Origin of the sequence: Myxococcus sp. CA005, from assembly GCF_006518205.1 — a bacterium.
Classification (GTDB): Bacteria; Myxococcota; Myxococcia; order Myxococcales; family Myxococcaceae; genus Myxococcus; species Myxococcus xanthus.
The window spans coordinates 66,726-93,641 of record NZ_SRLV01000012.1 but is presented as its reverse complement, the minus strand read 5'-3'; the positions used below and the strand labels follow the sequence as shown (position 1 = coordinate 93,641).

The 26,916-nt window shown below is 70.6% G+C and carries 21 protein-coding genes and 1 pseudogene; 11 read left to right on the top strand and 11 right to left on the bottom strand.

The window, feature by feature from the left end:
* Window positions 1–52: 52 nt before the first annotated feature.
* Window positions 53–2,911, bottom strand: a complete 2,859-nt coding sequence (locus FMQ63_RS07750; RefSeq protein ID WP_044272903.1) for a PAS domain S-box protein — start codon at window positions 2,909–2,911, stop codon at window positions 53–55.
* A gap of 232 nt (window positions 2,912–3,143) precedes the next feature.
* On the opposite strand from FMQ63_RS07750, the gene FMQ63_RS07745 reads away from it, so the two are divergent.
* Window positions 3,144–4,868, top strand: a complete 1,725-nt coding sequence (locus FMQ63_RS07745) for a GAF domain-containing sensor histidine kinase (RefSeq protein WP_228556377.1) — start codon at window positions 3,144–3,146, stop codon at window positions 4,866–4,868.
* 4 nt (window positions 4,869–4,872) lie between these two features.
* Here FMQ63_RS07745 and FMQ63_RS07740 read toward each other — a convergent pair whose 3' ends face one another.
* Both FMQ63_RS07740 and FMQ63_RS07735 read right to left on the bottom strand, forming a co-directional pair.
* Window positions 4,873–7,419 (bottom strand): ATP-binding protein, encoded by a 2,547-nt coding sequence (locus FMQ63_RS07740; RefSeq protein WP_020477922.1) that lies wholly within the window; start codon window positions 7,417–7,419, stop codon window positions 4,873–4,875.
* A 40-nt stretch (window positions 7,420–7,459) separates the two neighbouring features.
* On the bottom strand, window positions 7,460–7,975 hold the full coding sequence (locus tag FMQ63_RS07735) for a GreA/GreB family elongation factor (protein WP_011550344.1): 516 nt from the start codon (window positions 7,973–7,975) through the stop codon (window positions 7,460–7,462).
* An 86-nt stretch (window positions 7,976–8,061) separates the two neighbouring features.
* Here FMQ63_RS07735 and FMQ63_RS07730 point away from each other — a divergent pair, with 86 nt between their 5' ends.
* Entirely contained in the window at window positions 8,062–8,343 is a 282-nt protein-coding gene (locus FMQ63_RS07730; RefSeq protein ID WP_011550345.1) for a rhodanese-like domain-containing protein, read from the top strand.
* Window positions 8,344–8,399: 56 nt separating this feature from the next.
* Window positions 8,400–9,314, top strand: a complete 915-nt coding sequence (locus FMQ63_RS07725; RefSeq protein ID WP_216608914.1) for a DMT family transporter — start codon at window positions 8,400–8,402, stop codon at window positions 9,312–9,314.
* Between the two features lie 24 nt (window positions 9,315–9,338).
* Here the strand turns inward: FMQ63_RS07725 and FMQ63_RS07720 are convergent, their stop codons facing one another.
* The gene (locus tag FMQ63_RS07720) at window positions 9,339–10,283 is read right to left on the bottom strand and encodes an alpha/beta fold hydrolase (RefSeq protein WP_011550347.1); all 945 of its coding nucleotides are present in this window, start codon (window positions 10,281–10,283) and stop codon (window positions 9,339–9,341) included.
* A 296-nt stretch (window positions 10,284–10,579) separates the two neighbouring features.
* Here FMQ63_RS07720 and FMQ63_RS07715 point away from each other — a divergent pair, with 296 nt between their 5' ends.
* Both FMQ63_RS07715 and FMQ63_RS07710 read left to right on the top strand, forming a co-directional pair.
* Window positions 10,580–11,875 (top strand): NAD(P)/FAD-dependent oxidoreductase, encoded by a 1,296-nt coding sequence (locus FMQ63_RS07715; RefSeq protein WP_011550348.1) that lies wholly within the window; start codon window positions 10,580–10,582, stop codon window positions 11,873–11,875.
* A 3-nt stretch (window positions 11,876–11,878) separates the two neighbouring features.
* A complete protein-coding gene (locus tag FMQ63_RS07710; protein ID WP_011550349.1) occupies window positions 11,879–12,844 on the top strand; it encodes a sigma-70 family RNA polymerase sigma factor in 966 nt (321 codons plus the stop codon).
* Window positions 12,845–12,860: 16 nt separating this feature from the next.
* Here FMQ63_RS07710 and FMQ63_RS07705 read toward each other — a convergent pair whose 3' ends face one another.
* Together FMQ63_RS07705 and FMQ63_RS07700 are read right to left on the bottom strand one after the other, a co-directional pair.
* The gene (locus tag FMQ63_RS07705; protein ID WP_043612125.1) at window positions 12,861–13,439 is read right to left on the bottom strand and encodes a class I SAM-dependent methyltransferase; all 579 of its coding nucleotides are present in this window, start codon (window positions 13,437–13,439) and stop codon (window positions 12,861–12,863) included.
* Window positions 13,440–13,554: 115 nt separating this feature from the next.
* Window positions 13,555–14,364, bottom strand: coding sequence for a prolipoprotein diacylglyceryl transferase (locus tag FMQ63_RS07700; protein ID WP_026113918.1), 810 nt, complete (start codon window positions 14,362–14,364; stop codon window positions 13,555–13,557).
* Window positions 14,365–15,008: 644 nt separating this feature from the next.
* On the opposite strand from FMQ63_RS07700, the gene FMQ63_RS07695 reads away from it, so the two are divergent.
* The 3 genes from FMQ63_RS07695 (at window position 15,009) to FMQ63_RS37330 (ending at window position 18,147) form a co-directional block, all read left to right on the top strand.
* Window positions 15,009–16,436: a S8 family serine peptidase gene (locus FMQ63_RS07695; RefSeq protein WP_011550352.1), complete on the top strand. Its 1,428-nt coding sequence runs from the start codon at window positions 15,009–15,011 to the stop codon at window positions 16,434–16,436.
* Between the two features lie 63 nt (window positions 16,437–16,499).
* Window positions 16,500–16,916: a hypothetical protein gene (locus FMQ63_RS07690; protein WP_225909686.1), complete on the top strand. Its 417-nt coding sequence runs from the start codon at window positions 16,500–16,502 to the stop codon at window positions 16,914–16,916.
* 1,057 nt (window positions 16,917–17,973) lie between these two features.
* Window positions 17,974–18,147 carry a hypothetical protein gene (locus FMQ63_RS37330; protein ID WP_020477921.1) on the top strand — a complete coding sequence of 58 codons (174 nt, stop codon included), beginning with the start codon at window positions 17,974–17,976 and terminating at the stop codon, window positions 18,145–18,147.
* Window positions 18,148–18,228: 81 nt separating this feature from the next.
* Here FMQ63_RS37330 and FMQ63_RS37325 read toward each other — a convergent pair whose 3' ends face one another.
* Window positions 18,229–18,825 (bottom strand): hypothetical protein, encoded by a 597-nt coding sequence (locus FMQ63_RS37325; protein WP_171452265.1) that lies wholly within the window; start codon window positions 18,823–18,825, stop codon window positions 18,229–18,231.
* A gap of 354 nt (window positions 18,826–19,179) precedes the next feature.
* Between FMQ63_RS37325 and FMQ63_RS07680 the strand changes: the two genes are divergently transcribed.
* Window positions 19,180–21,576, top strand: a complete 2,397-nt coding sequence (locus tag FMQ63_RS07680) for a transglycosylase SLT domain-containing protein (RefSeq protein ID WP_011550356.1) — start codon at window positions 19,180–19,182, stop codon at window positions 21,574–21,576.
* Window positions 21,577–21,637: 61 nt separating this feature from the next.
* Here the strand turns inward: FMQ63_RS07680 and FMQ63_RS07675 are convergent, their stop codons facing one another.
* The 4 genes and pseudogenes from FMQ63_RS07675 to FMQ63_RS37795 form a co-directional block, all read right to left on the bottom strand.
* Window positions 21,638–22,384 (bottom strand): SDR family oxidoreductase, encoded by a 747-nt coding sequence (locus tag FMQ63_RS07675; protein ID WP_011550357.1) that lies wholly within the window; start codon window positions 22,382–22,384, stop codon window positions 21,638–21,640.
* A gap of 168 nt (window positions 22,385–22,552) precedes the next feature.
* Entirely contained in the window at window positions 22,553–23,773 is a 1,221-nt protein-coding gene (locus FMQ63_RS07670; protein WP_011550358.1) for a PLP-dependent aminotransferase family protein, read from the bottom strand.
* A 3-nt stretch (window positions 23,774–23,776) separates the two neighbouring features.
* Window positions 23,777–24,253 (bottom strand): Lrp/AsnC family transcriptional regulator, encoded by a 477-nt coding sequence (locus FMQ63_RS07665; protein ID WP_011550359.1) that lies wholly within the window; start codon window positions 24,251–24,253, stop codon window positions 23,777–23,779.
* 269 nt (window positions 24,254–24,522) lie between these two features.
* Window positions 24,523–24,636: pseudogene (locus FMQ63_RS37795) on the bottom strand (DUF5953 family protein); the annotation flags it as partial.
* 528 nt (window positions 24,637–25,164) lie between these two features.
* Between FMQ63_RS37795 and FMQ63_RS07660 the strand changes: the two are divergent.
* A complete protein-coding gene (locus FMQ63_RS07660; protein WP_011550360.1) occupies window positions 25,165–25,908 on the top strand; it encodes a TetR/AcrR family transcriptional regulator in 744 nt (247 codons plus the stop codon).
* 9 nt (window positions 25,909–25,917) lie between these two features.
* Window positions 25,918–26,913: a 3-oxoacyl-ACP synthase III family protein gene (locus FMQ63_RS07655; protein ID WP_011550361.1), complete on the top strand. Its 996-nt coding sequence runs from the start codon at window positions 25,918–25,920 to the stop codon at window positions 26,911–26,913.
* Window positions 26,914–26,916 lie beyond the last annotated feature (3 nt).

Genomic DNA, 26,916 nt, shown 5'->3' with positions numbered 1-26,916 from the left:
GTCACCAGGAGGAGGGTCCACCCGTTGCCCGATACGACCTCCGCTCGCGGGCTCAGGCGTCGTGCGCCGGCAGTCGCTGCCGGACGAGCTCTTCCACCACGCCGCGGACACGGGCTTCGTCGAAGGGCTTCTCCAGCAGCAGGTTGGGGATGCTGGCCAGGAAGTCCCGCGCGCCCGAGGTGAACGCGCCGCCGGAGACGAACACGAAGCGGCGCTCCAGCCCCGCGTACTCGCGCCGCACGGCCTCGTACACGTCGCGCCCCGTCAGGTCCGGCATCATCACGTCGCACAGCACCGCGTCCGGTACCAGCCCGCGCTCCAGCAGCTCCAGCGCCTGGCGCCCGCTGCACGCCACGTCCACCTGGTGCTCGCGGAGGATGCGCTGCAACACCCGGCCCACCGCGGGCTCGTCATCCACCACCAGCACCCGGCCGCGCGGCGCGCGCGGTGCTTGTCGCGAATCAGGCTCCGAGGGCTTCGCGCGCTCCACCGTCTCCGGCGTGGGCAGCACCACCCGGAAGAGGGTGCCTCGCTCCGGCTCGCTGTCCACGGTGATGTCGCCGCCCAGCCCGCTGATGATGCTGTGGCAGATGGACAGGCCCAGCCCCGTGCCCACGCCCACCGGCTTGGTGGTGAAGAAGGGGTCGAAGATGCGGTCGATGACCTCACGCGCGATGCCCACGCCCGTGTCCGCCACCTCCACCACCACGCGCCCGGCGCCGTCCACCCGCGTGGCCAGCCGGATTTCGTGCCGGTGCGCCGCGCCCTCCGGAATGGCCTGCGCCGCGTTCACCACGAGGTTGAGGAACACCTGGCTGAGCTTGCCCTCGTTGGCCATGACGGGCGGGATGTCGCCGTAGTCGCGCCGCAGTTGCGCGCGGTGGCGGATTTCGTTGGCCGCCATCATCGCCACCGACTCCAGCACCGCGTGCACGTCCAGCGGCGACACGCGCTCCTCGTCCGGCCGGGAGAACGTCTTGAGCTGGCGGACAATCTGCCGCACGCGCTCGGCGCCTTCACATGCCTCTTGCAGCACCTCCTGCCATTCACCCAGGTCCGGCTCGCCCTTGAGCCGCGCCTGGAGCGCCGCCGCGCCGTCCCCGGGCGGCAGGCTGCGGCTGAACTCGTCGGACAGGAAGCCCAGGTTGGACAGCACGAAGGCCAGCGGGTTGTTGATTTCGTGCGCGATGCCCGCCGCCAGCGTGCCCACCGACGCCAGCCGGTCCGCCAGCGTCAGCCGCGCCTGGAGCTGGCGCTGCTCCGTCACGTCGCGGGCAATGGAAACCACCGCGGGCTGGCCGTCGAAGCGCAGCGGCAACGACACCACCTCCGCCACGCGGGTGCGCCCGTCCCTGCGCACCAGCCGCCGCTCGCCGGTGAGCGCGCCGGCCCGCACCGCGTCCGGGCTGCGCATGTCCCGCACGAACTCCGTGAGGGGGCGGCCCACCAGCTGGTCCGCGCGCTCGAAGCCCAGCGTGGCCACCAGCGCCGCGTTGGCGTAGACAATCTGGTTGTCCCGTTCGATGGCCGCCGCGTCCGGCACGCCCTCCAGCAGCGCGCGGAAGCTCGCCTCCGACAACCGCAGGGCTTCTTCCGCCTGCCGGCGCTCGGTGATGTCGCGCGCCAGTCCCTCCACCGCCACCATGCGTCCGGAGGCGTCCGTCACCGGCGCCACCACGTGCTCCAGCCACAGCGTCCGCCCGTCGGGGTGGAGGAAGCGCACCACCACCGGCGCGCCCTGGAAGGGCTCTGGCGCTTCCAGCAACTGCTCCATCAGCGCGCGGTCCTCCTCGTGCACGCGCCGGTACCACAGCTCCGCGTCCGCGTAGTGCGCCACCGGCCCGTAGCCCAGCTTGGTGTGGGCCACGCGGCTGACGTAGGCGAAGCCACGCGGGGCCTCGCGCCGGTACACGTAGAGGACGTCCGACGCGTTCTCCGCCAGTTGACGGAAGCGCCGCTCGCGCTCGCGCAGCGCCCGCTCTGATTCGCGCCGCTCCAGCGCCATGGAGATGGCGCCCGCCGCCGCCGACAGCAGGTCCACCTCCAGCCGGTCCCACCGCCGCGCCTCCGAGGTGTTGTCGAAGCCCACGAACCCCGTCAGCACGCCGCGCACGCGCAGGGGCAGCACCAGCAGGGACAAGATGCCCTGTGGGTCCAGCAGCTCCCGCTCCGACGCGGGGAAGCTCGCCACCAGGCCCTCGATGACGTCGCCCCGCGACAGCGTCTCCGTCCAGCGCCGCAGCGCGGGCTCCATGGGCACGTTCTGGAGGTCCGGGTTGTCTATTTCGGGCTTCACGCCGGGCGCGCACCACTCCGCGCGCTGGCTGCTCAGGATGGCGCCGTCCTGCGCCCGGTGCAGCTCGAACACGTAGACGCGGCTGGCGCCCGACGCGTGGCCCAGCGGCGCCAGCGCGGGCCCGTAGAGGTCGCCGCCATCCTGCGTGGCCAGCAGCCGCTGCTGCATGTCCACCAACGCGGTGAGGTAGCGCTCGCGCCGCGCCAGCGCGCCGTCCGCCGCCTTGCGCTCGGTGAAGTCGTTGAGCGTGCCCGCCGTGCCCAGGATGCCGCCGTCGTCGTCGTGCATCAGCCGGGCGAACACCTCCACCCAGCGGTAGCTCCCGTCGCGCGTGAGGTAGCGCATCTCATGGCGCACGAACTCCACTTCCCCCGCGAACAGTTTCTGGAGCGGCTCCGGGTCGCGCTCCCGGTCATCCGGGTGGAGGAAATCCGAGAAGGAGCGGCCCAGGCTCTCCTCCACGCTGAAGCCGGTGATGTCCGTCCAGGCCGGGTTGAGGAAGGTCCACGTCCCCGCCAGGTCTGTCTGGAACACCACTTCCCGCAGGCTGTCGATGACACCTCGGTAACGGTGCTCGTTGGAGGTCCAGTCAGGCGTGGAGTGCGGCTTCTGCATGATGGAACTCGAGAAAGTGGGCCGCGCGGGTGGACGCAAGGTCACCCGGATGCGCTACAAAGGGACAGAGAATCTGGATTTCCGGGCAGGCAAGCAAGGGGGCTTCGATGACCCTGGCAGGCGCGGGATGGGGACGGCGCCCCTTCTGCTGTTCTGTGGAAACACGGAGGCTGCCCTTCGTCCGGGGAAGGAGACATGCCTCCATGTTGCCTCTGCTCGCGGGAAGTCCCTCATGGCCTCTGGAAGCGCCCCGCTTTCGATGACGCATCTGGACTCCGAAGAGGCGGACGCCCTGCTGAAGGAGGGCGTCCTCCGGTTGCTGCTCGAGCAGGCGGGCGAGGCGCTCGTGTTGGTGGATGTCACCGGGCGTGTGCTCGCCTTCAACACGGAGGCCGGGCGTCAGTTCCGTATGAGCCGGCCCGAACGCGCCGAGCAGGGTTGGTTGCCCGGTTGTGTATGGACGCGTGCGGAGGATGCGTCCATGTCGGTGGAGGTGCCGCCCCTGGCGCGCGCGCTCACGGGCGAGTGGGTGGCGGAGGCCCGCTGGCGGGTGCGCCGGCCGGATGGGACGCACGTCCTGCTGCGCGCCTCCGCGGTGCCGCTGGAGCACGACGCGGGCCCGACGGCTGGAGCGCTGCTTCGCGCATGTGAGGTGGCCTCGGCCGTGGGGTTGGACGCGGTGGGCTCGGCGCGGCTGCTGGCGGAGGCCGGTGCGCTGCTGGGCGCCGCGTTCGACGATGAGGCCGCGCCGCGGTTGCTCCGCTTGCTGGTGCCCGCGCTCGCGGACGCGGCGGTGCTGTACCTGGGCCAGCCCGGCGGGCCGCCGCGCCCGGTGACGGCGCTGCACGCCGAGCCGGAGCGCCATGGCCTGCTGGAGGAGATGCTGCGCTGCTACCCATTGCCGCCTGAGCGCGTGCTGCCGTTGTTCGGCACTGGCCAGTCGGAGCGGTTGCGGGTGACGGAGGCCCACGTGGAGGCCACCGCGCGGGACGCGGAGCACGCGCGGCTGCTGCGGGGGCTGGGCCTGCGCTGCTACCTGGGCGTGCCGCTGGTGGCGCGCGAGCGCGTCATCGGCACGCTGGCCCTCTTCCGCGCGGATGAAGCCCGTGACTTCAGCGCGGAGGAGCTGCGGCTGGCGGAGGAGGTGGCCCGCCGCACCGCGCTCTCCGTGGACAACGCGCAGCTCCTCCAGGAGGCGCGCGAGGCGGTGCGCCTGCGCGACGAGTTCCTGGGAATCGCCAGTCACGAGCTGAAGACGCCGCTGACGCCGCTGCACCTCAAGGTGCAATTGCTGCAGAAGCAGGTGGATGGGATGGCGGCCCACAACCAGCCGGTGTCCGCCGAGCGCGTGTCGGAGACGCTGGAGGTGGTGCAGCGGCAGGTGCGCAAGCTGACGAGCCTGGTGGACAACCTGCTCGATGTGTCGCGAATCACCGCGGGCCGCCTGCGGCTGGAAGTGGAGGAGATGGACCTGGCCAGCGTGGCGGCGGAAATCCTCTACCGCTTCGCGCCCTCCGCCTCGCAGTTGAAGTGTGAGCTGGAGCTGCACGCGCCGGTGCCCGTCATGGGCCGGTGGGACCGGCTGCGGCTGGAGCAGGTGGTGACCAACCTGCTGTCCAACGCGCTGAAGTACGGCGCGGGACACCCCGTGCGCGTGGTGGTGGAGGCGGAGGGGCTCACCGCCCGCCTGACGGTGCGCGACGGCGGCATCGGCATCTCCGCGGAGGATTTGCCGCGCATCTTCGAGCGCTTCGAGCGCGCGGTGAGTGACAGGCACTACGGCGGCCTGGGCCTGGGGCTCTACATCACCCGGCAGATTGTGGAGGCCTTCGGCGGCACGGTGCGCGCCACCAGCGAGCCGGGGCAGGGCTCCCTCTTCGTGCTGGAGCTGCCGCGCGGCGACATCCCCGAGGAATGGCTGACGGCGCACGGCGCGCCGGAGCCGTCGTCGTCCTGACGCGCTAGGCCGCGCTCGCGGATGCCGCGGGCTCGGCGCGGCGGGGCAGCCGCACGTGGAAGCTGCTGCCGCGCTGGGGCCCCGGGCTCTCCGCCCAGATGGCGCCGCCGTGGCGCTCCACGATTTCGCGGCAGATGAAGAGGCCCAGCCCCAGTCCGCCGAAGTGGCGCGCCTGGGCGTTGGACGCGCGCGCGAAGGGCCGGAACAGGTCCGCCACGTTCTCCGGAGGGATGCCGATGCCCTCGTCGCGCACGCTCAGCAGCACGTGCGTCTCCGCGGCCTCCAATGACATGCGCACCGCGCCGCCGTGGGGGGAATAGCGCACGGCGTTGCTGACCAGATTGGTGAGCACCTGCTCCAGCCGCAGCGCGTCCCAGTCGCCCTCCACCGGGTGGGCGGGGACGTCCAGCTCGAAGGTGACGCCGGACTCGGTGCGCAGCTCGAAGCGCTCCAGCACCTCGCCCAGCAGGGGGACCAGGTCCAGACGCTTGCGCTCCAGCTCCAGCCGCCCGCCCTGGATGCGCGCGGTGTCCAGCAGGTCATCCACCAGCCGCGTCAGCCGCTCCGTCTGCCGGGCCATGGAGCGCAGCGCCTTGAGCAGCCGCTCGCGCTCCGGGAAGTCTCCGCTCTTCTCCAACCGCTGGAGGGTGAGCGCGGCGAAGCCCTTGAGCGGGGTGAGCGGCGTGCGCAGCTCGTGGCTGGCCACGCTGAGGAACTCCTCGCGCGCGCGCACCGCCTCCTTCAGCTCCGTCTGCGTGGCGCCCGTGCGGGCCGCCATCTCGTTGAAGCCGCGGGCCAGCTCGCCCAACTCGTCGTCCTCCTCCACGTCCACGCGCTGTGACCAGTCGCCCGCGGTCAGCGCGGCGGTGGCGGAGCGCAGATGGTCCAGGCGGCGGATGACGTCGCGGGCAACCAGCTGCGACAGCAGCAGGGCCATGAGGACGCCCAGCAGCACCAGCCCCACCACCGCGGCGCTCATGCGCGTAATCGCCGCGTAGGCCACCACCAGCTCCTGCGTCACCAGCACGTTCCACTCCGTGCCTTCCACGGGGGCCTCGGCGGCGAGGATGCGGCGGTCCGCCGCGTCGAAGGCCTCCAGCACGCCGATGCCGGGACGCAGCAGCTCCAGGCTGAGCGCGTCCGGCAGGTGGGCTTCACCCAGCAGCGGCGCTCCGGGCGCGGTGTCGCGCAGCACCTTGAGGCCGCGCCTGTCCAACACCTGCACGTGGAAGCGCCGCGACGCGGGCGTGGTGGCCTGGCTCAGTCGCTCCAGGGACAGCAGGCCCACCAGCATGCCCCGCACCTCGCCGTCCTCGCGGAAGGGCTGCGTCACCGCGACCAGGGGCTGGCCGGGCGGACGGATGAAGGGCGGAGACACCTCGGCGCCCCGGGTGAAGGCCGGGGGCAGGAAGTCGCGCGGCTCCAGGTTCCACCCCTCCACGCTGGGAGACGCGGCCAGGATGTGGCCCTGGGTGTCCACCGCGAGCGCCGCGTCGAAGGCGCGCTCCTGGGCCGCCAGGTTGACCAGGTAGGGCTCCAGCCGCTCCGGCGCGGCCGCGGCGAAGGCGGCGCGGAAGCCCGGGGACTCCAGCATCAGCGCCAGGGACTCGCCCGCGTCGTCCAGGTAGCGCCGCAGGAAGTCGGCCTCGCCCGCGGCGGCGCGCTGCGTGTCGTCGCGCACCTGCTGTTCAATCGCGTTCTGCGCCAGGTACGCCGCCAGCCCGCCCAGCGCCAGCAGCGGCACCAGCCCCGCGAAGGCCAGCCCTCGCAGCAGCTTCCACCCCACCGTGCGAGGCGCGCGCGGCCGCCAGTCCAGGGCCTGCGCGACACAGGCCAGGGTGAGCACCGCATACACGCTGGCGCCCAGCCATGAAGCACCCCGGCCCAGCGCGTACGCGAGCAGGGCGAAGGGCACCGCCAGCCCGCCCATGAACAGGGCCGGCAGCCGGCGGTGGAGCCAGTGGGAAGGCAGCAGCAGGCCCACGCCGCACACGGCGAAGAGCAGGCCCACCAGGGGCCGAAGGGGCGCGAGGTGGGCGTAGACGGAGAGCGGGAAGCGCTCGGGCACCACCAGCATGGCCACGCCGAACGCCGCGCCGGTGAGCGCCGCGAAGGTGCGCAGCACGGGCCGCTGGCGCATGGCGGGCCAGGCCTCCAGCACCACGCCGCCGAAGAGCACCGGGTAGAGAATGATGCCCGTGAAGCTGCCCGGCAGGACGTTGAGCACCCACCAGTACAGCGCCATGGCCGCGCCCAGCAGCAGGCGCCCCGTGACGTCCAGCCAGCGTGGCGCGCGCGGGTACAGCAGCGCGCCCATCAGCATGATGCTGCCCGTCAGGTACGTGAGGCCCAGCATGCGCACATACGGGTAGAGCGGCCGGAAGGAGGCCACCCGGAACTCGTATGGGACGTACGTCATCAGCACGCCGAACATCAGGCCCACGACGGCGGCGGGCCAGGTGAGCGGCAGGAGGGCAGGTGGGGGCAGCGCCTGGATTTGCGGTGAAGGCGAAGAAGACATCTTTTCGGATTCACGCGCGACGGGCGCCATGGGTGCTAGTGCCCCCCGGGCTTTCGTCGAAGGCTCGACATCACGCGACCTCGAGCACCGTCCACTCGCGGACCTCGCCCGCGAGCATCACTTCCACTGTATCCCCCGCCTTTCGGCCCATGAGGGCGCGCCCCACGGGGGAGGCGGGGGTGATGACGGACAGGAAGCCGTCACCGCCCGGCCCCGTCAGCTCGGTGCCGGCGCCCGCGGGCAGGACGAAGAAGGTCCGCTCGGAGAAGCCCTCCTCGTCCTCGGTGCTGACGTCCACGATGGCGCCCAGCGCCACCGGCCCCTGCCGGGGGAAACGGGGGACCTCCGCCTGACCGAACTTCGTCAGCGCCTGGAGTTCTTCCTGGACCCGGCGGGCCCGCTGGGCCTGTCCGGTGGCGAGGCTGCCGAACTCCAGGGCGGCGCGGCCGTCCTCTTTCTTCTCGGACTCCGTGGCCAGACTGCGGGCGGCCTCGCGGGCCTCCGCCTCGGCGCGGTGGGCCAGCCGGTCGCTCTGCTGGAGGCGGTCCGCGAGCTGGCCCAGGAGTGCATGCTTGTCGAGTCGCATGGGTGGTACAGAACTGTAGCGTCCATGGCGGACACCTCCAGTTTTCGGCCAGTCGCCCCCTGCCCGCTCGGGCTTAGAGTGGGGGCATGACACCCCAGGAACTCTCGGAGAAGGCCCGGCAGCTCGTCGCTGAAGGCGCGGTGCTGCTGGATGTGCGCACGCCGCAGGAATTTCAGGAAGGGCACCCCGAGCCCGCCCGGAACATCCCCGTGCAGGAGCTGCCCCGCCGGCTGGCCGAGGTGGGCCCGCCCGGCACGCCCGTGGTGGTGTATTGCGCCGCGGGTGGCCGCAGCGCCCAGGCCGTGCAGTTGCTGCGCGCCAACGGCTTCCCGGACGTCTTCGACCTCAAATCCGTGAAGAACTGGTAGCCAACCGGGGGCAGGTGACACGGGCGCCCGGTTGGAGCAGGGTTCGCCCTCCGGCCATGAGCCGCACGGCTGGCTTCCTCATCGTGGCGTTGTCGGGCGTGTGTTTCGGCGCGCTGGGCCTCTTTGGCCGCCTGGCCTATGCGGCGGGCACGGACGTGGCCACGCTGCTGTTCCTTCGCTTCTCAATCGCGGGGGCGGTGCTCGCCAGCGTCATGGTGCTGCGCCGCCAGCGGTGGCCTCGGGGTGGGGTACTAGTCGTCCTGATGTTGCTGGGCGCCGCCGGGTACTTCAGCCAGTCCGGGGTCTACTTCTTCGCCCTGCAGCACGCGCCCGCGGGGCTGGTGGCCCTGCTGCTGTACTCCTTCCCCGCGCTGGTGGCGCTGGTGCAGCGAGTCGTCTTCAAGGAGCACCTGGGCCGGGTGAAGTGGCTGGCGGTGGTCCTGTCGGTGGGCGGCACGGTACTGACAGCCGACCTGTCCCAGGGCGGCGCCACGCTGCCGGGCGTGCTGCTGGGCCTGCTGTCCGCGCTGTTCTACACCGTCTATGTCGTCGCCAGCGGCCGGGTGTCCGGTCGGGCGGGGCCGCTGGCCTCCAGCACCGTCATCCTGTGCTCGGCGGGTTTCTCCTTCGGCGTGGCCATGCTGGTGCGTGGCCCTGCCTTCCCCGGCTCCGTCACGGGCTGGGCCGCGGTGGTGGGGTTGGCGCTGGTGGCCACGGTGGCCGCGGTGCTCCTCTTCTTCGTGGGCATCCAGCGCATCGGCCCGGTGAACACGTCGCTGGTGTCCAACCTGGAGCCCCTGACGGCGGTGGTGCTGGGGGCGCTCTTCCTGGACGAGCGGCTCACCCCACGCCAGGTCCTGGGAGGCGTTCTCATCCTCGGGGCCGCGGTGATGCTGGCCCGCGCCGATGTGCCCCGCGCCTCCCCGGAGCCGCCCGCGGGAGGCGGTGCTCCGGGGGCGGTGCCCGGTTAATCCCGGGCACGCGACTTCCTCCTCCTACCAGCGCGTCACTTCGCGCAGGAAGCGGTGCACGTCCTGGTTGAAGCGCCGCGGCTGCTCCGCGTGGGGCGCATGGCCGGTGTTCGGGTACAGCTTGAACTCGGCGTCCGGCAGGGCGTCCACCAGCGCCTGCTGGTCAGCGACGGAGAAGAAGCCGTCCTGGTCTCCGCCAATGACGAGCACCGGCACGCGGATGTGGTTCAGCCGCGCCGAGTGGTCCTCCGCGAGCAGGCCGTCCAGCGCGTCCTGCCACACGCGCGCGGGCACCTTGCTGCTCTCCGACACCATCGTGTTGATGTACGACGCCGGAACAGGGCGCACGAAGGTGCTCTCCTGGAACGCGCGGATGAACTCCGGATCCACCGTGCCCTCGAACGTGTCCACGATGGACTTCAGCTCCAGCGCCACCGGGTTGCCGGCGACGGTGGGTGCCGAGCCGACGAGCACCAATCCCTTCACGCGCCGCGGGAAGTCCAACGCCACCTGCTGCGCGATGAAGCTGCCCATGGAGTGGCCGACGAGGATGGCGCTGCGCTCGCCCACCGCTTCCAGGAAGGCGTCCACGTCCGCGGCGAAGGACTGCTGCGTGTAGCAGCACGCCGGGCGCGTCGAATCCCCGTGGCCGCGCTGGTCCAGCACGTAGACGTGGTGGTTGCGCGGGAAGGTGCGCAGGTTCAGGTCCCACGTGTGGTTGGAATCCGAAAAGCCGTGGAGGAACACCACTGCGGGGCCCAGCGGCAGGCCTTGCTCCACGTAGCGCAGCGTCACGCCGGTGCGCAGGCGGACGGAGCGCTCACGGGGCGTGCCGAACAGCTCCTGCTCGGTGGAGGCCACCTCGGCGCCCTCGGGTGCCAGCCGCATGTCATTCGAGTCGGACTCCGGCGCGGGACCACAGGCGGTGAGAACGGGAAGAGCGAGCAGGGCGGCGAGGAGCTTTCTCATGCGTGAATGCCTCGAGGCTCTCCGGCGGGAAAGTCCGCCGGTGCATGGAGAAGTCTACGACTACCTCTGACATTGCCTCGCTGTAGGTGACTTGCGGGGTTGGTGTGCACCCGGTTTTCAGAGCGGAGAGTCAGCCGGAACCCGCTCAAAAACGCACCGTGGACGGAAGGTTCTCGCGCAGGCGGCGCGTCTGTCACGGCCGTGCAACACGGGCTCGCGTAACCTTTCGGCCGCCGCCTTCGTGGTGTCGCTGAATGCCCGGCGTTTCACCGGGCCATTTCGGTGGAGGACGGCACATGAAGGCACCTCGAGTGGCGGTCATCGGTGGAGGGCTGGGAGGCCTGTCGGCGGCGGCGCTGCTGGCACGGGGCGGTTGCGCGGTGACGCTCTTCGAGCGCTCGAAGCACCTGGGAGGCCGGGGACAGACGTCGGACGTGGAGGGCTTCCGCTTCAACCTCGGCGCTCACGCGCTGTACCAGGGGGGCGCGGGGATGCGAGTGCTTGGCGAGCTGGGCGTGAAGCCCGCGGGTGGCATGCCCGGCGCGGGCTCGTATCTGCTGAGTGGCGGACGCCTGCACACGATGCCGCGCGGGCTGGTCTCCCTGCTGACCACGGACGCGCTCGGACTGCCGGGGAAGCTGGAGCTCGCGAAGCTGCTCGCGGGGCTGGGACGCGTGGACCTGGCGCCGCTGGCGAACATCACCACGCGCGACTGGGTGGAGCAGCACCTGTCGAACGCGGACGCCCGCGCCTTCATCCTGGCGCTGGTGCGGGTGATGACCTACTGCGCGGACGTGGACGCGATGAGCGCCCAGTCCGCCGTCGCCCAGCTCCAGGCGAAGCCGGCGGTGCTCTACGTGGACGGCGGGTGGAGCACGCTTGTCTCCGAGTTGGAGACCCGCGCGCGCGATGCGGGCACACGGCTGGAGCTCTCCGCGCGCGTGAGCGCGGTCCTGCTAGCGGATACGGGTGCGCGCGTTCGTGGCGTGCGGCTCGCGGATGGGACGGAGCACGCGGCGGACGCGGTGGTGGTGGCGGGCGGGCCGGGTGACATCGCGGCGCTGCTGCCCGCTGACGCGCTCCTGGCGCACGACGCGGCCCGCGCCGTGCCGGTGATGGCGGCCACGCTGGAGCTGGGGCTGTCCCGGTTGCCCCGTCCGGACGCGCTGTTCGCGCTCGGGACTGATGGCCCCTGGTACGCGTCGGTGCACTCCGCGGTGGCGAAGCTGGCGCCGGAAGGCGGCGCGATGGTGCATGTGATGCAATACCTGGGCGGCAGGGGCCCGGAGGCGAGCGAGGCCCGCTTGGAGGAAGTGATGGATGCGCTGCAACCCGGTTGGCGGACGTCCGTGGTGGCGCGCCGTTACCGGCCCTCCCTGCTGGTGTCGCACTGGCTGCCGACGGCGGAGACGGGCGGCCTGCGCGGACGCCCCTCGGTGGAGGTGCCGCACGTGCCTGGGTTGTACCGCGTGGGAGATTGGGTGGGGCCGGAGGGCTTGCTCGCGGAGGCGTCCTTCGCCAGCGCGGAGTCGGTGGCGCGCGCGCTCGTCCCGGGCCAGCAGGTGGCGTCACGCCGGGCAGTGGGGCGCTGACGCATGGACCGCTCCGCGCGCGAAGGACTGGCGCAGGCCGTGCGCGAGCACGAGCGCTTCCTGTGGGGGCTCTGCTACCGCATGACGGGCGTGTCGGCGGACGCGGAGGACCTGGTGCAGGAGACCTTCGTGCGCGCCCTGGCCTCGCCGCCCGCGCGAACGGAGGCGCTGCGCCCCTGGCTGACGCGGGTGGCGGTGAACCTGGCCCGGGACACGTTGCGGCGGCGCAAGCGCGAGGGCTACGTGGGCCCCTGGCTGCCCTCGCCGCTGGACACGGGAGAGGAGGAGCTGCCGCCCCCTGGCGTGGAGGCGCGGCTGCCGGGAGGCGGCTCCACGGAGGGTCGCTACGCGCTGCTGGAGAGTGTCTCCTTCGCCTTCCTGCTCGCGCTGGAGGTGCTGTCTCCCAAGCAGCGGGCGGTGCTGCTCCTGCGCGACGTGTTCGACTACTCGGTGCGCGAGGTGGCCGAGGCGCTGAACCTGCGCGAGTCCAACGTGAAGGTGGTGCACCACCGCGCGCGGGCGGCGATGGCGGCGTACGACCGCGCCCGCTGCCTGCCGACGCGGGAGTTCCAAGCGCGCGCCCGCGCCGCGCTGGAGGGCTTCCTGGGTGCGCTGCTGACGGGGGACGTGGCGGCGGCGGAGGCGCTGCTCGCCAGCGACGTGTGCGCGCTGTCGGACGGCGGTGGCCAGTACCGCGCCGCGCGCGTGCCGGTGCTGGGACAGTCGCGCGTGCTGCTGCTCTACCGGCGGCTGATGGAGATGCGGGGGGCGCCCTCCGCCGTGGAGCTGCGGATGCTCAACGGCCTGCCGGCGGTGGTGGCCGTGTTTCCTCCGCCCCAGCGCGACCCGCAGGCGGGCACCCAGATGGTGGTCCGCGTGGAGCTGGGGGCGGACGGGCGAATCACACAGGTCCACTCCATCCTCACGGACCGCAAGCTCGCCGGGCTGCGCATGCCCGTGCCCGCCTGAGCGCTCCGGCGGCGCGTCAGCTCGCCGGGCGCCGGGCGATGATGAGCTCGCTCACGCCCTGGAGCCGCTGCACGCGCCGCTCGATGTCGAAGCCCGCGCGCCGCACCAGGTCGAACGTCTCCCGGTCCAGCCGGCACCCGCCGCTCACCCGCATCCAGGCGGGGGTGAGCAAGTCCTGCACGGTGGCCAGCGCTGGCGAGGGCGCGCGCACATGCTCCAGCATGCGCAGCGCGCCGCCCGGGCGCAGGACCCGGAAAATCTCCGTCAGCGCCTGCGCCGGGGCCTCCACGCTGCAGAAGACGAGGCTGGACACCACGGCGTCGAAGGAGGCGGTGGGGAAGGGCAGGGACTCCACGCTGGCATACAGCAGCCGCGCGTCGGGCCGCCGTCGCTGGGCGCGCGCGAGCGCCGCTTCGTCCACGTCGATGGCGGTGACGGCGGTGACGGTGTCCGGGTAGCCGGGCAACGCCAGGCCGGTGCCGGTGCCCACCTCCAGCACGTGGCCGGACAGGCCGCGCACCAGCTTGCGCCGGGCGGCGGTGAGGCCCAGCCAGCCCAGGGGCGTCATGACTGCGTCGTACGCGAGTGCCTTCATGGAAGCAGCCTCCTCGTCAGAAACGCGCGGGCCCGGAAGCCCGCCGCGGATGCGCCGGAACTCCGGGCCCATGAAACGCCAGGCTGCCGCGAGAAGGGCAGCGGACGTTGCGACCCTACCGCACGCCTACCGTTCCCGGGCTCTTCGGCGACGACGGCGGCGGCGAGGAGGCCGCGCCCGGCGCCTGAGGCCGCAGGACGCCCCAGATGCCGTAGAGCGCCAGCGCGATGCAGCCGTACTGCGCGGGCGTCAGTCCGAAGTAGCGGGCGTCCACGTAGGCCATGTCCGTGGCGCGCAGGAAGTCGAAGAAGAAGCGGCACGCCGCGTACAGCACCGCCAGCAGCGGCAGCAGGCGCCCCTTCAGCTTCCCCGCGTTGCGCAGGGCGTACAGCACGCCGCTGATGGCGAAGAGCGCCATGGCGTCGTACATGCCCAGGTCGTGCCGGGGGCCGCCGGGGAAGGCCACCGCCAGGAAGAAGTCCGTGGGCACGCCCGGGTGGTCATGCACGGCGAAGCAGCCCAGCCGCGCCACCGCCCAGCCCGGCGCCACGCCCAGGGCGAACGAGTCCGCGTAGTCCGAGAAGCGCAGCTTGCGGACCTTGAAGAACACGACGGCGGCGAGGATGCCGCCCAGAAGGCCACCGAACGAGGACAGGCCATCCCAGACCTTCAAAATCTGGAACGGGCTCTTGGACAGCTCCTCCGGGTGGTAGAAGAACAGGTGCACCCAGTGGCCCACGACGACGCCGACGCCCACGCCCCAGGGCGCGAAGTCGGCGAGCGGCTCCGGGTTCAGGCCTTCGCGCTCGGCGTTCCGGCCAAGCAGGCGAGCGGCCAACAGGATGCCCACCGCGACGAGGATGCCGAAGGGCTCGATTTTCAGGGGCCCCAGCTCAATCGAGGGGGCGTGCCAATAGGGAATCACGTCAGGCGGCTCCAGGGGATGCGAACGTCCCACCCTTAATCCGGGCGGAGGGATGTGGGCGAACAATTGTCGGAACGGAGTCTTTCCCGGCCTCGTCTTCTCGGGGGTCGGGTGGAGGACACCGCTCCTGTGTGCCTCCGGGCACCTCGCTCGTACCCGGGAGGGAATCACTCCCACTTCCGGACGTTCGCGCAAGGTCAGTTAGAACCGAATTAATCCATTCGTGCGTGTACTACGGGAAATCCGTGGTTTTTTGTCAGGCCCTTCCTGTCCAATCGAATGGGAACGCAGGGCCTCTCTGGAGGAAGGGGGACAGGCATGACGCCGCGAGCAGACTGTCACGTCGGGCCGGGCGCGCGAAGGCACGCGCTGCGGACGTGCGCGCGCTCCTGGCCGCGCCACCCTTCGTCCGGGCAACCCCTTCCACCCGCCGGGCCGGAGGTCCCGGGGGGACGTCGCCACAGGCACGCGGCGCGGAGGTCGCGCTGGTGGGCCCCCCCTGTCGGAGGCGCGCGGCCACGAGCGCGGCCCCATTGCCCCTGTCGCACGCGCGAGGCTCCGCACGCGACGGGTGCTGACCTGATGCCGGATGACCTCGCCTCATGCGTCCGGCGTAGCACGGTGGTTCAAGGAGCACACAACCCATGAAGTCCTACCTGTTGGTTCCAAAGGAGTCCATCGAGACGCAGGCTCGTGTGGGGCCTCGCGGCACGGAGCAGGGCGAGCGCGTGCTGTCGCGCACGACGGCGCTGCGCTTCGCGGTGGCGAACAAGGCGCCCGACGCGTTGTTCGCTCTCGGACTGCGGTCGGCCACGCTGCCCGGCGCGCGTCCGCCCGTCAGTGGACAGGAAGAGCGCCGTCGGAAGGGCAAGGGCGCGAAGTCGGCGCGCACGGGCACGCGCGGCGCGGACTCCTCCACGCCGCCCATGCCGGGCGCGACGGTGGCCGAGCAGACCGGCGCGGAGCCCGGCAGCTACCGGTACATGCCGCTCATCGGTGCCACCATGGCTCACTTCTACGAAGACCATACGGAGAAGGAAGCCCGCGGCGAGCTGGAACGCGACTTCGAGTTCATCCCCGACGTCGTCCCGTTGTCCTTCCCCGGCCCGGTGTCGGCTGGACAACCCGGACCGCGCAACCGGGGCATGTCCTCGCTGGCCGAGCGCGAGTGGCCCGACGAGTGCGGCGTTCCCCTGGCCCACGCCCAGGGCATCCGCGGCGCCGGCGTCATGCTGGGCATCCTCGACACCGGTGTGGACGCGGACCACCCCGAGCACGCGGCGCGCGTCATCCAGTTCCGCTACGTGTCGCTGTTCCCCAACTCGCCGCACAATCCGGCGCGTGACATCCGCGGCTTCGACCCGGACGGCCACGGTACGCACGTGTGCGGCATTGCCGCGGGTGTGCACCACGGCGTCGCCCCGGAGGTGGACCTCTACGTCGCGTCCGTTATCGAATCGGAGACCATCCGCACCAGCCTGGGCCGCGTGGCCGCGGGCATGGAGTGGCTGCTGCACCAGTTCAGCCGCCCGGAGAACTCGACGCGGCCCGCGGTGGTCAACCTGTCGCTCGGCTTCCCGCTGATGCCGCCGCCCGGCATCTCGGAGGCGGACTACAACCTCAACCTGCGCGCGCTGCAGACGATGATTCGTCGCCTGCTCGACAGCAATGTCCTGCCGGTTGTGGCGGCAGGTAACAGTGGACCCGACACGGTTGGTTATCCAGCCGCCTTTCCAGAGTCACTGGCTGTCGGCGCGGTCGACTTCGAGCGTAACGTGGCCACATTCTCCGCGAGTGGCACCGTGGGTAGGCGCGTCGTGCCGGACATCATGGGGTATGGGGTGAATGTCTATTCCAGCACGGAGCGTCGTTGTAACAACCAGGCGTTCTACGAGCGAATGAGTGGCACGAGCATGGCAGCGCCTTATGTAGCGGGTATCGCGGCGCTGTACCGTTGCCGTGCCCCTGACTTGACGGCGCTCGAGGTGAGGGATTTGATCCTGTCGAATGCGGTGAAGCTCCCTCGGTCGGGAACGCACAAGACAGGCAAGGGCCTGGCCGTATTCAGGTGACGGTGGCGGTTGAATCCGGGGTCGGCGCCATGGGAGCGCCGGACCCGGGAGAGGATGAGGGCCATGAGCAGGAAAAATGGCGAGTGGGGGGACGTCCGGGTCGGCGGCGTCCCGGGTCTGTCCGCGCGCGTGCGCCCATTGCCGGGCGCCGCGGGTGCGGACACGCAGCCCGACTGGATTGACGTGACGGTGATGCCCCGCGAGGAGCCGGCGGCGGCGTCGCGTAGACGCACGTCTCCACGGCCGCCCGTCCGCTCCCGAGCGGAAGTGCACCAGGCCGGCCTGGCCGAAAGCGCGCAGTTCCACCAGAGCCTCATGCGCTGGCTGGAGGCACACCATCTCCTGGGCGCGGTGCGCTCGGTGAGCGAGCCGGGCTCCATGCCCATGCTCCACCTGCGCTGCGCGCCGCGGGTGCTGGACCAGCTGCGCCGTGCCCCGGAGTTCGAAGCGGGCACGATGATGCCCCTCGACCTCATCTAGCGGTGGGTGCCCCTCGCCTCGCACCCCTGGTCTGGGACTCCCTCCCTGTCTGAAGAGGGCTGCCCGGGTGGCCCTTCCGCCACCTGGAAAGGCGTGTGTTCCCGCCTTTCCTGAAGATGTGGCCGAGCCCTCGTTTCCGCTACTGAGAACCGACGGCTCCGCCGCTTCTTCCTGAATAGCTTGGAATCTCGTGATTAGCCCGTCATCCTGCCAGTCGTCCGCGAGTCGAAGGATGACGTCGGCTGGCGGACGGGGTGAAGCGCATCGCGTGTGAGGCTGTGCGCGCGACGACGCCGTGAGCAGTGATTGTCTCCCATTGTCGCCGTGTCGCTCTGCCACCCGCGTCGCGCGGTGTGACGTCCATTGCACACGCGCACAGTCAGCTCGTTCCGGTACCGCCAGGAAAACCAGGGACCTGCGTCTGTCCGTTGAAAGGCACGAAGGTTGCCTTTCGCGGCTGTTGGACGCGAGCCCCGGAGTCCATCCATGCAACTGGCGACGAAGCCCTCACGAGGTGCGTGCAGCCCTTCTCACCTGGAGGTGGCGCGATGACGGCCTGGAATCCAGGAAGCTCGTGCCGCTGCTGCCGACGCAGGCGCTCCCCCCGGGTGTCCCGCCCGCCGGCCACCTCCAGCGCTCCGAAGGCCAGCCCGCACGCCAGCGTCGCGTCGCGGTGTGTGGCCGGCAGACGGTGCGGGTGCCTGGCCTCGGGCCACCGCAGTGTCCGGAGCCGCGTGGAGCGGATTCGCCGCCAGACGCGGCAGTGGTGGTGACGGGTGACGCTAGTCACCCGTCGGTGAGCGGCGTCACCGGGCAGCCTGTCCCACCAGGCTTCAGAGAGAGGCGTCGCTCGTTGAAATCACGTCCTTTTCGCAGCGGGCCCGGACTCGCTGCGACAGGCACGGGAGATGCGCTGGTGTCGGGGAGTCGCCTACCTCCTGCTCCAACAGCGCGCCCCCGAAGGTGGACACCAGCAAGACTCAAAAAACTGAAACCGCGGCCAGGCCCAACGCTCCGCGCCCGACACCCGCTCAAGGGCTGGGCGCCCAGCGACAACATGATTCGCGCCGAGCACGGGCTGCCGCTGCACCAGGACTCCTCGGGCATGCGCCCAGGCAACAACCGCAGCCTGCGCATGTTCGAGCAGGGCCCGGACAATCGGAACTTCTTCCCGCGGATGAGCGGCCAGCCGCCGCCCATCGGCAAGATGCTCAACGACCTGGAGGGCTGAGCCGCGCCTTCATGAAAACGGGCCCGCGTCATTCCGCACGAGGGCCCGTCACGGCCTCATGAGCTCGAGCTCAGGGGCGCCTCACGGCGCGGGAGCCGGGGCGCACGTGCCGTTCTGCTCCACGTAACCCGCGTCACAGTGGCAGTGGTCGCCGTGCGCGTGGCCGTGCTCGCCGCAGTCCAGTACTGGCGTCTCCGCGACACACGTGCCGTTCTGCTCCACGTAACCCGCGTCACAGTGGCAGTGGTCGCCGTGCGCGTGGCCGTGCTCGCCGCAGTCGAGCGTGGGCTCCTGGGCGACGACGCAGGTGCCGTCCTGTTCGGTGTAGCCCTCGTCGCAGTGGCAGTGGTCACCATGGAGGTGTCCGTGACCACCACATTCCTCGACGGGCTCCTCGGCGATGACACAGGTGAGGCCGTCCGCGACATAGCCCTCGTCGCAGTGGCAGTGGTCACCATGGAGGTGTCCGTGACCGCCACATTCCTCGACGGGCTCCTCGGCGATGACACAGGTGAGGCCGTCCGCGACATAGCCCTCGTCGCAGTGGCAGTGGTCGCCGTGGAGGTGTCCATATCCTCCACACTCGATTTCGTCGGAGTCGGAATCAGAAGCGCCGCATGCGGCGAAGAGAATCGCCGTCGCGGCCAGGAGGGCCAGTCGAAGAGGTCGAGGATGCATCACGGTTCCCGGCACATGGGTGAAATGGCGCGAAGCCTTCAGGCTGCTTCGGCACGTCTGGCCATATCTCACGTGTAATTGTGTTGCGCAACCGTGTTGCATTAGTGTCCTTGGGGCTGGATTCGCCGCTGCCGGAGCGCGCGCGGGCCCGGGTGGTGCAAACCGCCACCTGGCCGCAGGGCGTCCTACGTGCGTGCGCGCGCCGCCGTTGGGTATCGAGCATCCGGTGTCGCACCGCGGGGCGCGCTGTATCCGCTGGATGACGGGCGCGCGGAAAGTCATGTGAGGTACCCGTCCCAATCGCACTCCGAGTGCCGATGCATTGCCGCCCCTGGATTCAAGACGAGGGCAGTCATGGACGGACTTCGAGCAGGTGCCGTGGTGTTCCTGGCGTGCGCGGGCATGCTGGGAGCAGGTCCTTCCTGGGCGCAGGCGCCCCTGGAGGAAGAGCCCGGCGAGGTGCTTTCCGAGGACCAGTTGGAAGCACTGCTCGACTCACCGGTGGCGCAGCCTTCCGACGGTGAGCTGTCCACCGCGGCCTTCGGACCGGAGCGGTTGGCGCCGTACTTCGTGGAAGGCACCCTGGCAAAGGCCCACGCGGAGTTCCGGCGCGGGCGCTACGCGCGGGCGCGGAGCCTGCTGGCCCATGAGGAGGCCACGCCGCAGGTTCGCTTCCTCAGGGCGCAGTGCGCGCTGCTGGCGCGCAACCACGCGGTGGCGGCCGAGGAGTTCGCCGCGCTGGCGGACGGCTACGGCGCGCTGCGCGACCACAGCCTGCTGCGGGCCGCCCAGGCCAACGAGCGGCTGCGCAAGCTGGACACGGCCGCCGGGCAGTACCGCGGCGTGAGCCCGGGCTCGCCGCTGTACCCGGAGGCGCGCTTCAGCCTGTCGCGGGTGCTCCAGCGGCGGGGGGACATTCCGGGCGCGTTGACGGCGCTCCAGGAGCTCATCGACAGCCGCCAGTCGCGAGGGCCGGACGCGCTCCGGATGAAGGCGCTGCTGGCCATCTGCGACCTGGCGCGCGCGCAAGGGCAGTACAACGCCGAGCACCGCGCGCTGCTGGAGGTGTGGGCCACCAGTCCGCTGTCGAACGAGGCGCGCCGCGCCGAGAAGCGGTTGAAGGGGTTGCCGCTGCCCCTCAAGTGGCGGGTGCGCCGCGCGGAGGCGCTGGTGGAGCTGCACCGCAACCATGCCGGCATGGCGCTGCTGGACAAGGTGCTGCCGCACCTGGAGATGCCGGACGAGCTGGCCTGCCGCGCGCACCTCACCTACGGCCGGGCGCTGCGCAAGGAGCGCAAGCACCGCCGGGCCATCGAGGCGCTGGAGCCCATGGTGGTGGGCTGCACCGCGTCCGAGCAGCGGCCGCAGGCGCTCTACATCCTGGGCTACTCCCAGTCGGTGGTGGAGCCGAAGGCGGCCGTCACCACCTATGCCATGCTCGCCCGGGACTACCCGGAGCATGGCTACGCGGATGACGCGCTCTTCTTCGAGGCGTGGTTGCTCCAGCGCACGGGCGACGTGGAGACGGCCCTGGCGCGCTACGAAGAGGCCGCGCGGCGCTACCCGGCGGGGAACTTCGCGTCGGAGTCGCTCTTCCGTGCCTTCTGGCTGCACTCCCGCAAGGCCAACGCCCCGGCGGCCCTGGCCGCGCTGAAGGCGGTGGAGAACCTGCCCGAGGCGGCACGCACGGACGAGGCGCTGTGGCGCTCGCGGTACTGGCGTGCGCGCATGCAGGAGTCCGGCGCCTCGGCGCAGGCGGCGCTCGATGCGTACGCGCACATCGCCGCCGAGCGCCCCGCGGCCTGGTACGGGATGCTGGCCCGCTCACGGCTCGCGCTGCTCTCACCGGAGCGCGTGGCGCGGCTGTACCCCAAGCCCGTGCCTCCCGAGGCCATGGAGGGCACCGGCGGCTCCGGCCGCGATGACGCCCCGGCGGACGAAGTGGTGGAGGAGGTGGGCGAGCCCGAGGAGATCTGGCCGCTGCCGCCCGGCGCGCTGGCGAAGGACGCGCGCTTCAACGCGGGCGTGGAGCTGATGCGCCTGGGGCTGCCCGGCGCGGTGGATGAGTTCCTCGCCGTGGATGCGCGCGCGCTGCCCGAGGCCCCGGCGCGGCTGCTGTATCAGACGCTGAAGCGCACCGGCCGCAATCGGGCCGCGCGGCAGGTGGCGCGCACCTCGCTGAAGCAGGAGGTGCACGGTCCGCTGAGCGCCGCGTCCCGTCCCATCTGGGAGGCCACCTGGCCGCTGGCGTACCGCTCGTCCATTGCCCGTTACGCGCGGGCCCATCGCGTGGACCCCGACCTGCTCCAGGGCCTCATCCGCGAGGAGAGCCGCTTCAATGCCCGCGCGCGTTCGGCCACGGGCGCGCTGGGCCTGGCGCAGTTGATGCCCACCACGGCGAGACAGGTGGCGGACTCACTGGACATGCCGATGCCGGGTGAGTCCGCGTTGCTCCAGCCTCACACGAACATCCGCCTGGGTGCGGCGTACCTGGGACAACTGGTCAAACACTTCGGAGGCAACGTGGCCTACGCGGTGGCGGCCTACAACGCCGGGCCGCGCGCGGTGGAGCGCTGGCGGCATGCGCTGCCCGAAGCGGAGCTCGACGAGTGGGTGGAGCACATCGGCTTCGAGGAGACGCGCGAGTACGTGAAGAAGGTGCTCGGCAGCTACAGCGCCTACAAGCTGCTCTACGCGGACGAGCCCGCGCTGCTGAGGGACCTGCGCCTCAGTGACGCCAGCCGGCGGTGAAGCGCGGCGTCCCAGCGGAACCTCCAGGCGACACGGTGCCGTGCCGCCCGGAGGAGGGGACTCAGAAGTTGAGGCCGCCGTCCACGTCGATGGTGCGGCCGTTGAAGTAGTCGCACTCCAGGATGAACTTCACGGCGAGCCAGATGTCCTCGGGCACGCCGATGCGGCCCACGGGGATGTTGGAGACCAGCGCGTCGCGGGCCTTCTGGTTCATGCCCTGCGTCATCGGCGTCTCAATCATGCCCGGGGCCACCGCGCCCACGCGCACGCCGAAGGGGCTGAACTCGCGCGACCAGGTGACGGTGTTGGCCGCCAGTGCCGCCTTCGCGGACACGTAGTTGGACTGACCGCGGTTGCCGTGGCGGGCAATGGACGACATGTTGACGACCACGCCGCCCTTCTGGCCGGACTCGGCGACCTTCGCCACCACCTCGCGCACCATCAGCGTGGCGCCCGTGAGGTTGACGCCGATGACGGCGTTCCAGTCCGCGGTGGACAGCTTCTTCACCTCGCCGGTGGTCCGGTCCTTCTTCACCAGCAGCGCGTCACGGAGGATGCCCGCGTTGTTGATGAGCCCGTTGAGGCCGCCCATGGCGCCCTGCGCCCAGTTCACGAAGGAGACGATGTCCTCCTCGGAGGACACGTCCAGCTTGCGGCGGTGGATGCCGGCGGGCAGCGCGGCGAGGCGCTCCTCGGCCACGTCACCCACGGCCACCTGGGCGCCCGCCTCGTGCAGGCGCTGCGCGAAGTGAGCGCCCATGCCCTGGGCGCCGCCCGTGACGATGATCTTCAGGTCCTTGAGCTGCATGTGTCTCTCCGGCAGGTGGGGTGGTACGAAATGCCGCGCAGGGTACGAAACCCCGACCGCGCTGGCCAGCGGCGAGCGAGTTGAAACCTGAATCAATCTTCAACTTCTTGAAATGAAAAGCGCCGCGTCGTTTCCGACGCGGCGCGGCAAAGAGGCTCCGTCAGGGGCTCAACCCAGCTCGGCGGCAATCACGGCGCCCAGGCGGCGCATGCCCTCGGCAATCAGGTCCGGCGGGCGGTTGGAGTAGTTGAGGCGCATGAACTCCGGGCGCGGGTTGTTGGCGTAGAAGGGCGCGCCCGGCACGAAGGCCACCTTCTGCTCCACCGCCTTGGGCAGCAGCGCCTGGGCGTCCAGCCCGCCGGGCAGCTCCACCCACAGGAACATGCCGCCTTCGGGGTGCGTCCACTGGGTGCCCGCGGGCATGTGCGCCTGGAGGGCGTCCAGCATGGCCTGGGCGCGCTCGCCGTAGACGGGGCGCAGCGACTCCAGGTGGGCCGCGTAATCGAAGCGCGCCAGCAGCTTCACCACCGCGCGCTGAGCCAGCGTGGCCGTGTGCAGGTCGGTGGACTGCTTGGCGATGGCCAGGCTGCGCACGAAGTCGCGCGGGCCCACCACCCAGCCCAGGCGCATGCCCGGGGCCAGCGTCTTGGAGAAGGTGCCCAGCGACACGACGACGCCCTCGTCGTCGAAGGCGGACAGGGACGGCACGTGCTCGCCGCGGAAGCGCAGCTCGCCGTACGGGTCGTCCTCCAGGATGAGGAAGCGGTACTGCTGGGCCAGGCGGACCAGTTCGCGCCGCCGCTCCAGCGACAGGGTGGTGCCCTTGGGGTTCTGGAAGTTGGCGACCACGTACACCAGCTTGGGCTTGTGCGTGGCCAGCAGGCGCTCCAGGTCGTCGGTGCGCATGCCCTGGTCGTCGCTGCCCACCGTGGCGAAGCGCGCCTCATAGGCGCCGAACGTCTGCAGCGCCGCCAGGTAGCTGGGGTTCTCCACGATGACGAGGTCACCGGGGTCCAGCATCACCTTGGCCACCAGGTCGATGCCCTGCTGCGAGCCGTTGGTGATGAGCACCTGGTCCGCGTTGGACTGGCGGCCGCGCTTCTGGAGGTGGCCGCAAATCCACTCACGCAGCGGGCCGAAGCCCTCGGTGGTGCTGTACTGGAGCGCGGCGCGGCCCTCGGTCGCCAGGGCCTCGGCGTGCGCCTCGGCGATGGCCTCCAGCGGGAAGAGCTCCGGGGCTGGCAGGCCTCCCGCGAAGGAGAGGATGTCGGGCCGCTCGGCGACCTTCAGGATTTCGCGCACCGCGGACGTCTTGATGCGGGACATCCGCTGGGCCAACCGCCATACGGGCGGCGGGGGAAGGGGGGCGCTCATCGCGTCGGCGCTCATACGTCACGCTCCTTTTGGGGTGTCTGGAGGCACGCGGACATGCGTGTCCTCCTTCATGGACGTCAGGACGATGGTGGTCTGCGTGCGGGTGACTCCCGCGATGGTGCGCAGCGTTCCCACCAGGAGGGAGTCGAGCGAACGGGTGTTCGCCGTCTTCACCTTGAGAAGGTATGAGTCCTGGCCCGCCACGCGGTGGCACTCCAGGACATCCGGCAGCAACAGCACCTTCTGCAAGAACTCGTCGAAGTACTTCGGGTGCTCGATGCTCACGCCGATGAAGGCCGTGATGTCCTTGCCGAGCTTCGCCGCGTCCACGCGGGCCGAGTAGCCCGTGATGACGCCGCGCTCCTCCAATTTGCGGATCCGCTCCGCCACCGCCGGCTGGGACAGCTTCACCGCACGCGACAGCTCCAGCTGCGTGGCGCGGCCATCGCGCTGCAACATGTCGATGATGCGGTGGTCTAGTTCGTCCAGGAACATGGGGGCGTTTGCCTTGAATTTATAGGCACTTTTGCGGGACGGCAGATAATTTATATTTGATGCTCCAAGGGTGCAACCTCGAACGCGACGTCCATTCGCACCGTGAACTGTGTCGATGCTGACAGTGGAAAGGTGTGTCCGTCCGCCGGATGCCGCCTCGGCCGGACGGCGGCGGGAACCTGGGGCGAGCCAGGTGCGGTGGCACCTGCCCGGGGCTCGTTGACGCCGCGCATTGTGTCCGGATGAACGGAGGGCTGGCGCCTGACTGTTCACGGCGCAGCGCGCCCACCGATTTCCGGAAAGCGCTCATCGGTTCGAAGCAGCACGCCCAAGTGGGCTGGGTTGTTGCGATCGAGCGGCGCATCCGTGAGGTGCACGAACCAGCTCGGTGCGCGGCTCGGGGCGCCTCGGCTGCACCTGCCCGGCACCTATGTGGGGGCTGCCAGTGGCGCGCTGAGAGTCTGCCTTGCGGCGCACGACCTCTCGCGAGGCCATGGCCGACAGTCCAATGTGTTTGTGATTTCCAGCTCCGAGCGCGGTGCGGTGGGCTGCATGTCGCTTCGGAGGCGCCACGCATGAGCGCCGTGTATCTGCCCGTCTACGTCCAGGATGCGCTCGAGGCCAGCCTGGAGCGCATCACGCGCATCCGTGCTGGCGCACTCCGTGCCACCGGCAATCACTCAGGCCGAGGATGATGTGGCATGTCGTGCCCGCGCCGCCTCCCGCGCGGCACGTCCCGACGCGCAACGGCTCCCGTCGCGTGACCACGTGTACTGAACATTCAGAGTAGGCTTTGCGCACGTCGGCGCCGCACGAGTGCTGACGCCGTGCGTCGAACGTTCGGTTTGACGCGCGAAGCCATCGGCCGTGCTTTGACACCCTCCCTGCCGGGTGCTACCGCTAGGTGAAACATGAATCGGGCTTCATCTTCTCAAGACCGCTCCGGACCCGTCACGCCGCGAGGCCAGAAGACGCGTGCGAAGCTGTTGAAGGCCGCGGAGTCGGTCTTCGGTGAGAAGGGCTACGAGCGCGCCTCCATCGCGGACATCACGCGCAAGGGTGGCGTGGCGCTCGGGACGTTCTACGTCTACTTCCCCGACAAGCAGTCCATCTTCGTCGAAGTGGTGGACGAACTGGGCACGCGCCTGCGCCGGCTCATCGCCGAGTCCGTGGCCGGCTGCGAGGACCGCGTCGACGTGGAGCGCCAGGGCCTGCGCACCTTCTTCCAGTTCGTGCGGCAGCACCCCAATCTCTATCGCGTGGTGCGCCAGGCGGAGTTCGTGGATGAGGCCTGCTACCGCCGCTACTACGACCGCTTCGCTCGCGGCTACGTGAGCGGGCTCACCCGCGCCATGGAGGCGGGCCAGGTGCGGCGCATGGACCCGGAGGCGCTGGCCTACTGCCTCATGGGCATCAGTGATTTCCTCGGCATGCGCTGGGTCCTCTGGGAGGAGGACCCGGGGCTCGAGCGCGTCCTCGACACCGCGATGACGCTCATCTCCCACGGCCTGGACCCGCGTGCGTCCACGGGCCGCAACACCGTGAAGTCCTCCGCCGCTTCGAAGCCGAAGCCGAAGCTGAAGCCCAAACCGAAGCCCCTGAAGAAGAACACCCTGCGTCCCGCCCGCCGACCGGCGCGCGGCGCCCGGAGCTGACGAACACTCATGCGATACGCCCAGATTCTCTCCACTGGCCGCTACGTCCCCGAGAAGGTCCTCACCAACGCTGACGTCGAGAAGATTCTCGGTGAGAAGGTGGATGAGTGGCTCCAGCAGAACGTGGGCATTCGCGAACGCCACATGATGGCGGATGACCAGGCCACCTCCGACCTCTGCGTGGGCGCCGCCCGCCAGGCGCTGGAGCGCGCGGGCACGAAGCCGGAGGAACTGGACCTCATCATCATCGCCACCGATACCCCGGACTATCTCAGCCCCGCCACGGCCTCCGTGGTGCAGGCGAAGCTGGGCGCGGTGAACGCCGGCACCTACGACCTCAACTGCGCGTGCGCGGGCTGGGTGACGGCGCTGGACGTGGGCTCGAAGACGATTGCCGCGGATGACAGCTACCAGCGCATCCTCGTCGTGGGCGCCTACGGCATGTCGCGCTACATCAACTGGAAGGACAAGAAGACCGCCACCCTGTTCGCGGACGGCGCGGGCGCGGTCGTGCTGGGCGCGGGTGACACGCCCGGCTTCATGGGCGCGAAGCTGCTGGCCAACGGCGAGTACCACGACGCGCTGGGTGTCTACACCGGCGGTACGAACCGCCCGGCCACCGCGGAGTCGCTGGAGCTCACGGGCGGCAAGCCCGCGGTGCAGTTCGTCCGCAAGTTCCCGGCGACGTTCAACACCGAGCGCTGGCCCATGCTGCTGGACCAGCTCCTCAAGCGGCAGAACCTGAAGCTGGACGACGTGAAGCAGTTCGTCTTCACGCAGCTCAACCTGCGCACCATCGAAGCCACCATGAAGATCCTGGGCCAGCCGATGGAGAAGGCCCACTACACCATGGACAAGTGGGGCTACACCGGTTCGGCCTGCATCCCGATGACGCTGGATGACGCGGTGGTGCAGGGCAAGGTGCAGCGCGGCGACCTGGTGGCCCTGTGTGCCAGCGGCGGCGGGCTCGCCATGGCCTCCGCCCTCTACCGCTGGACGGCCTGAGTC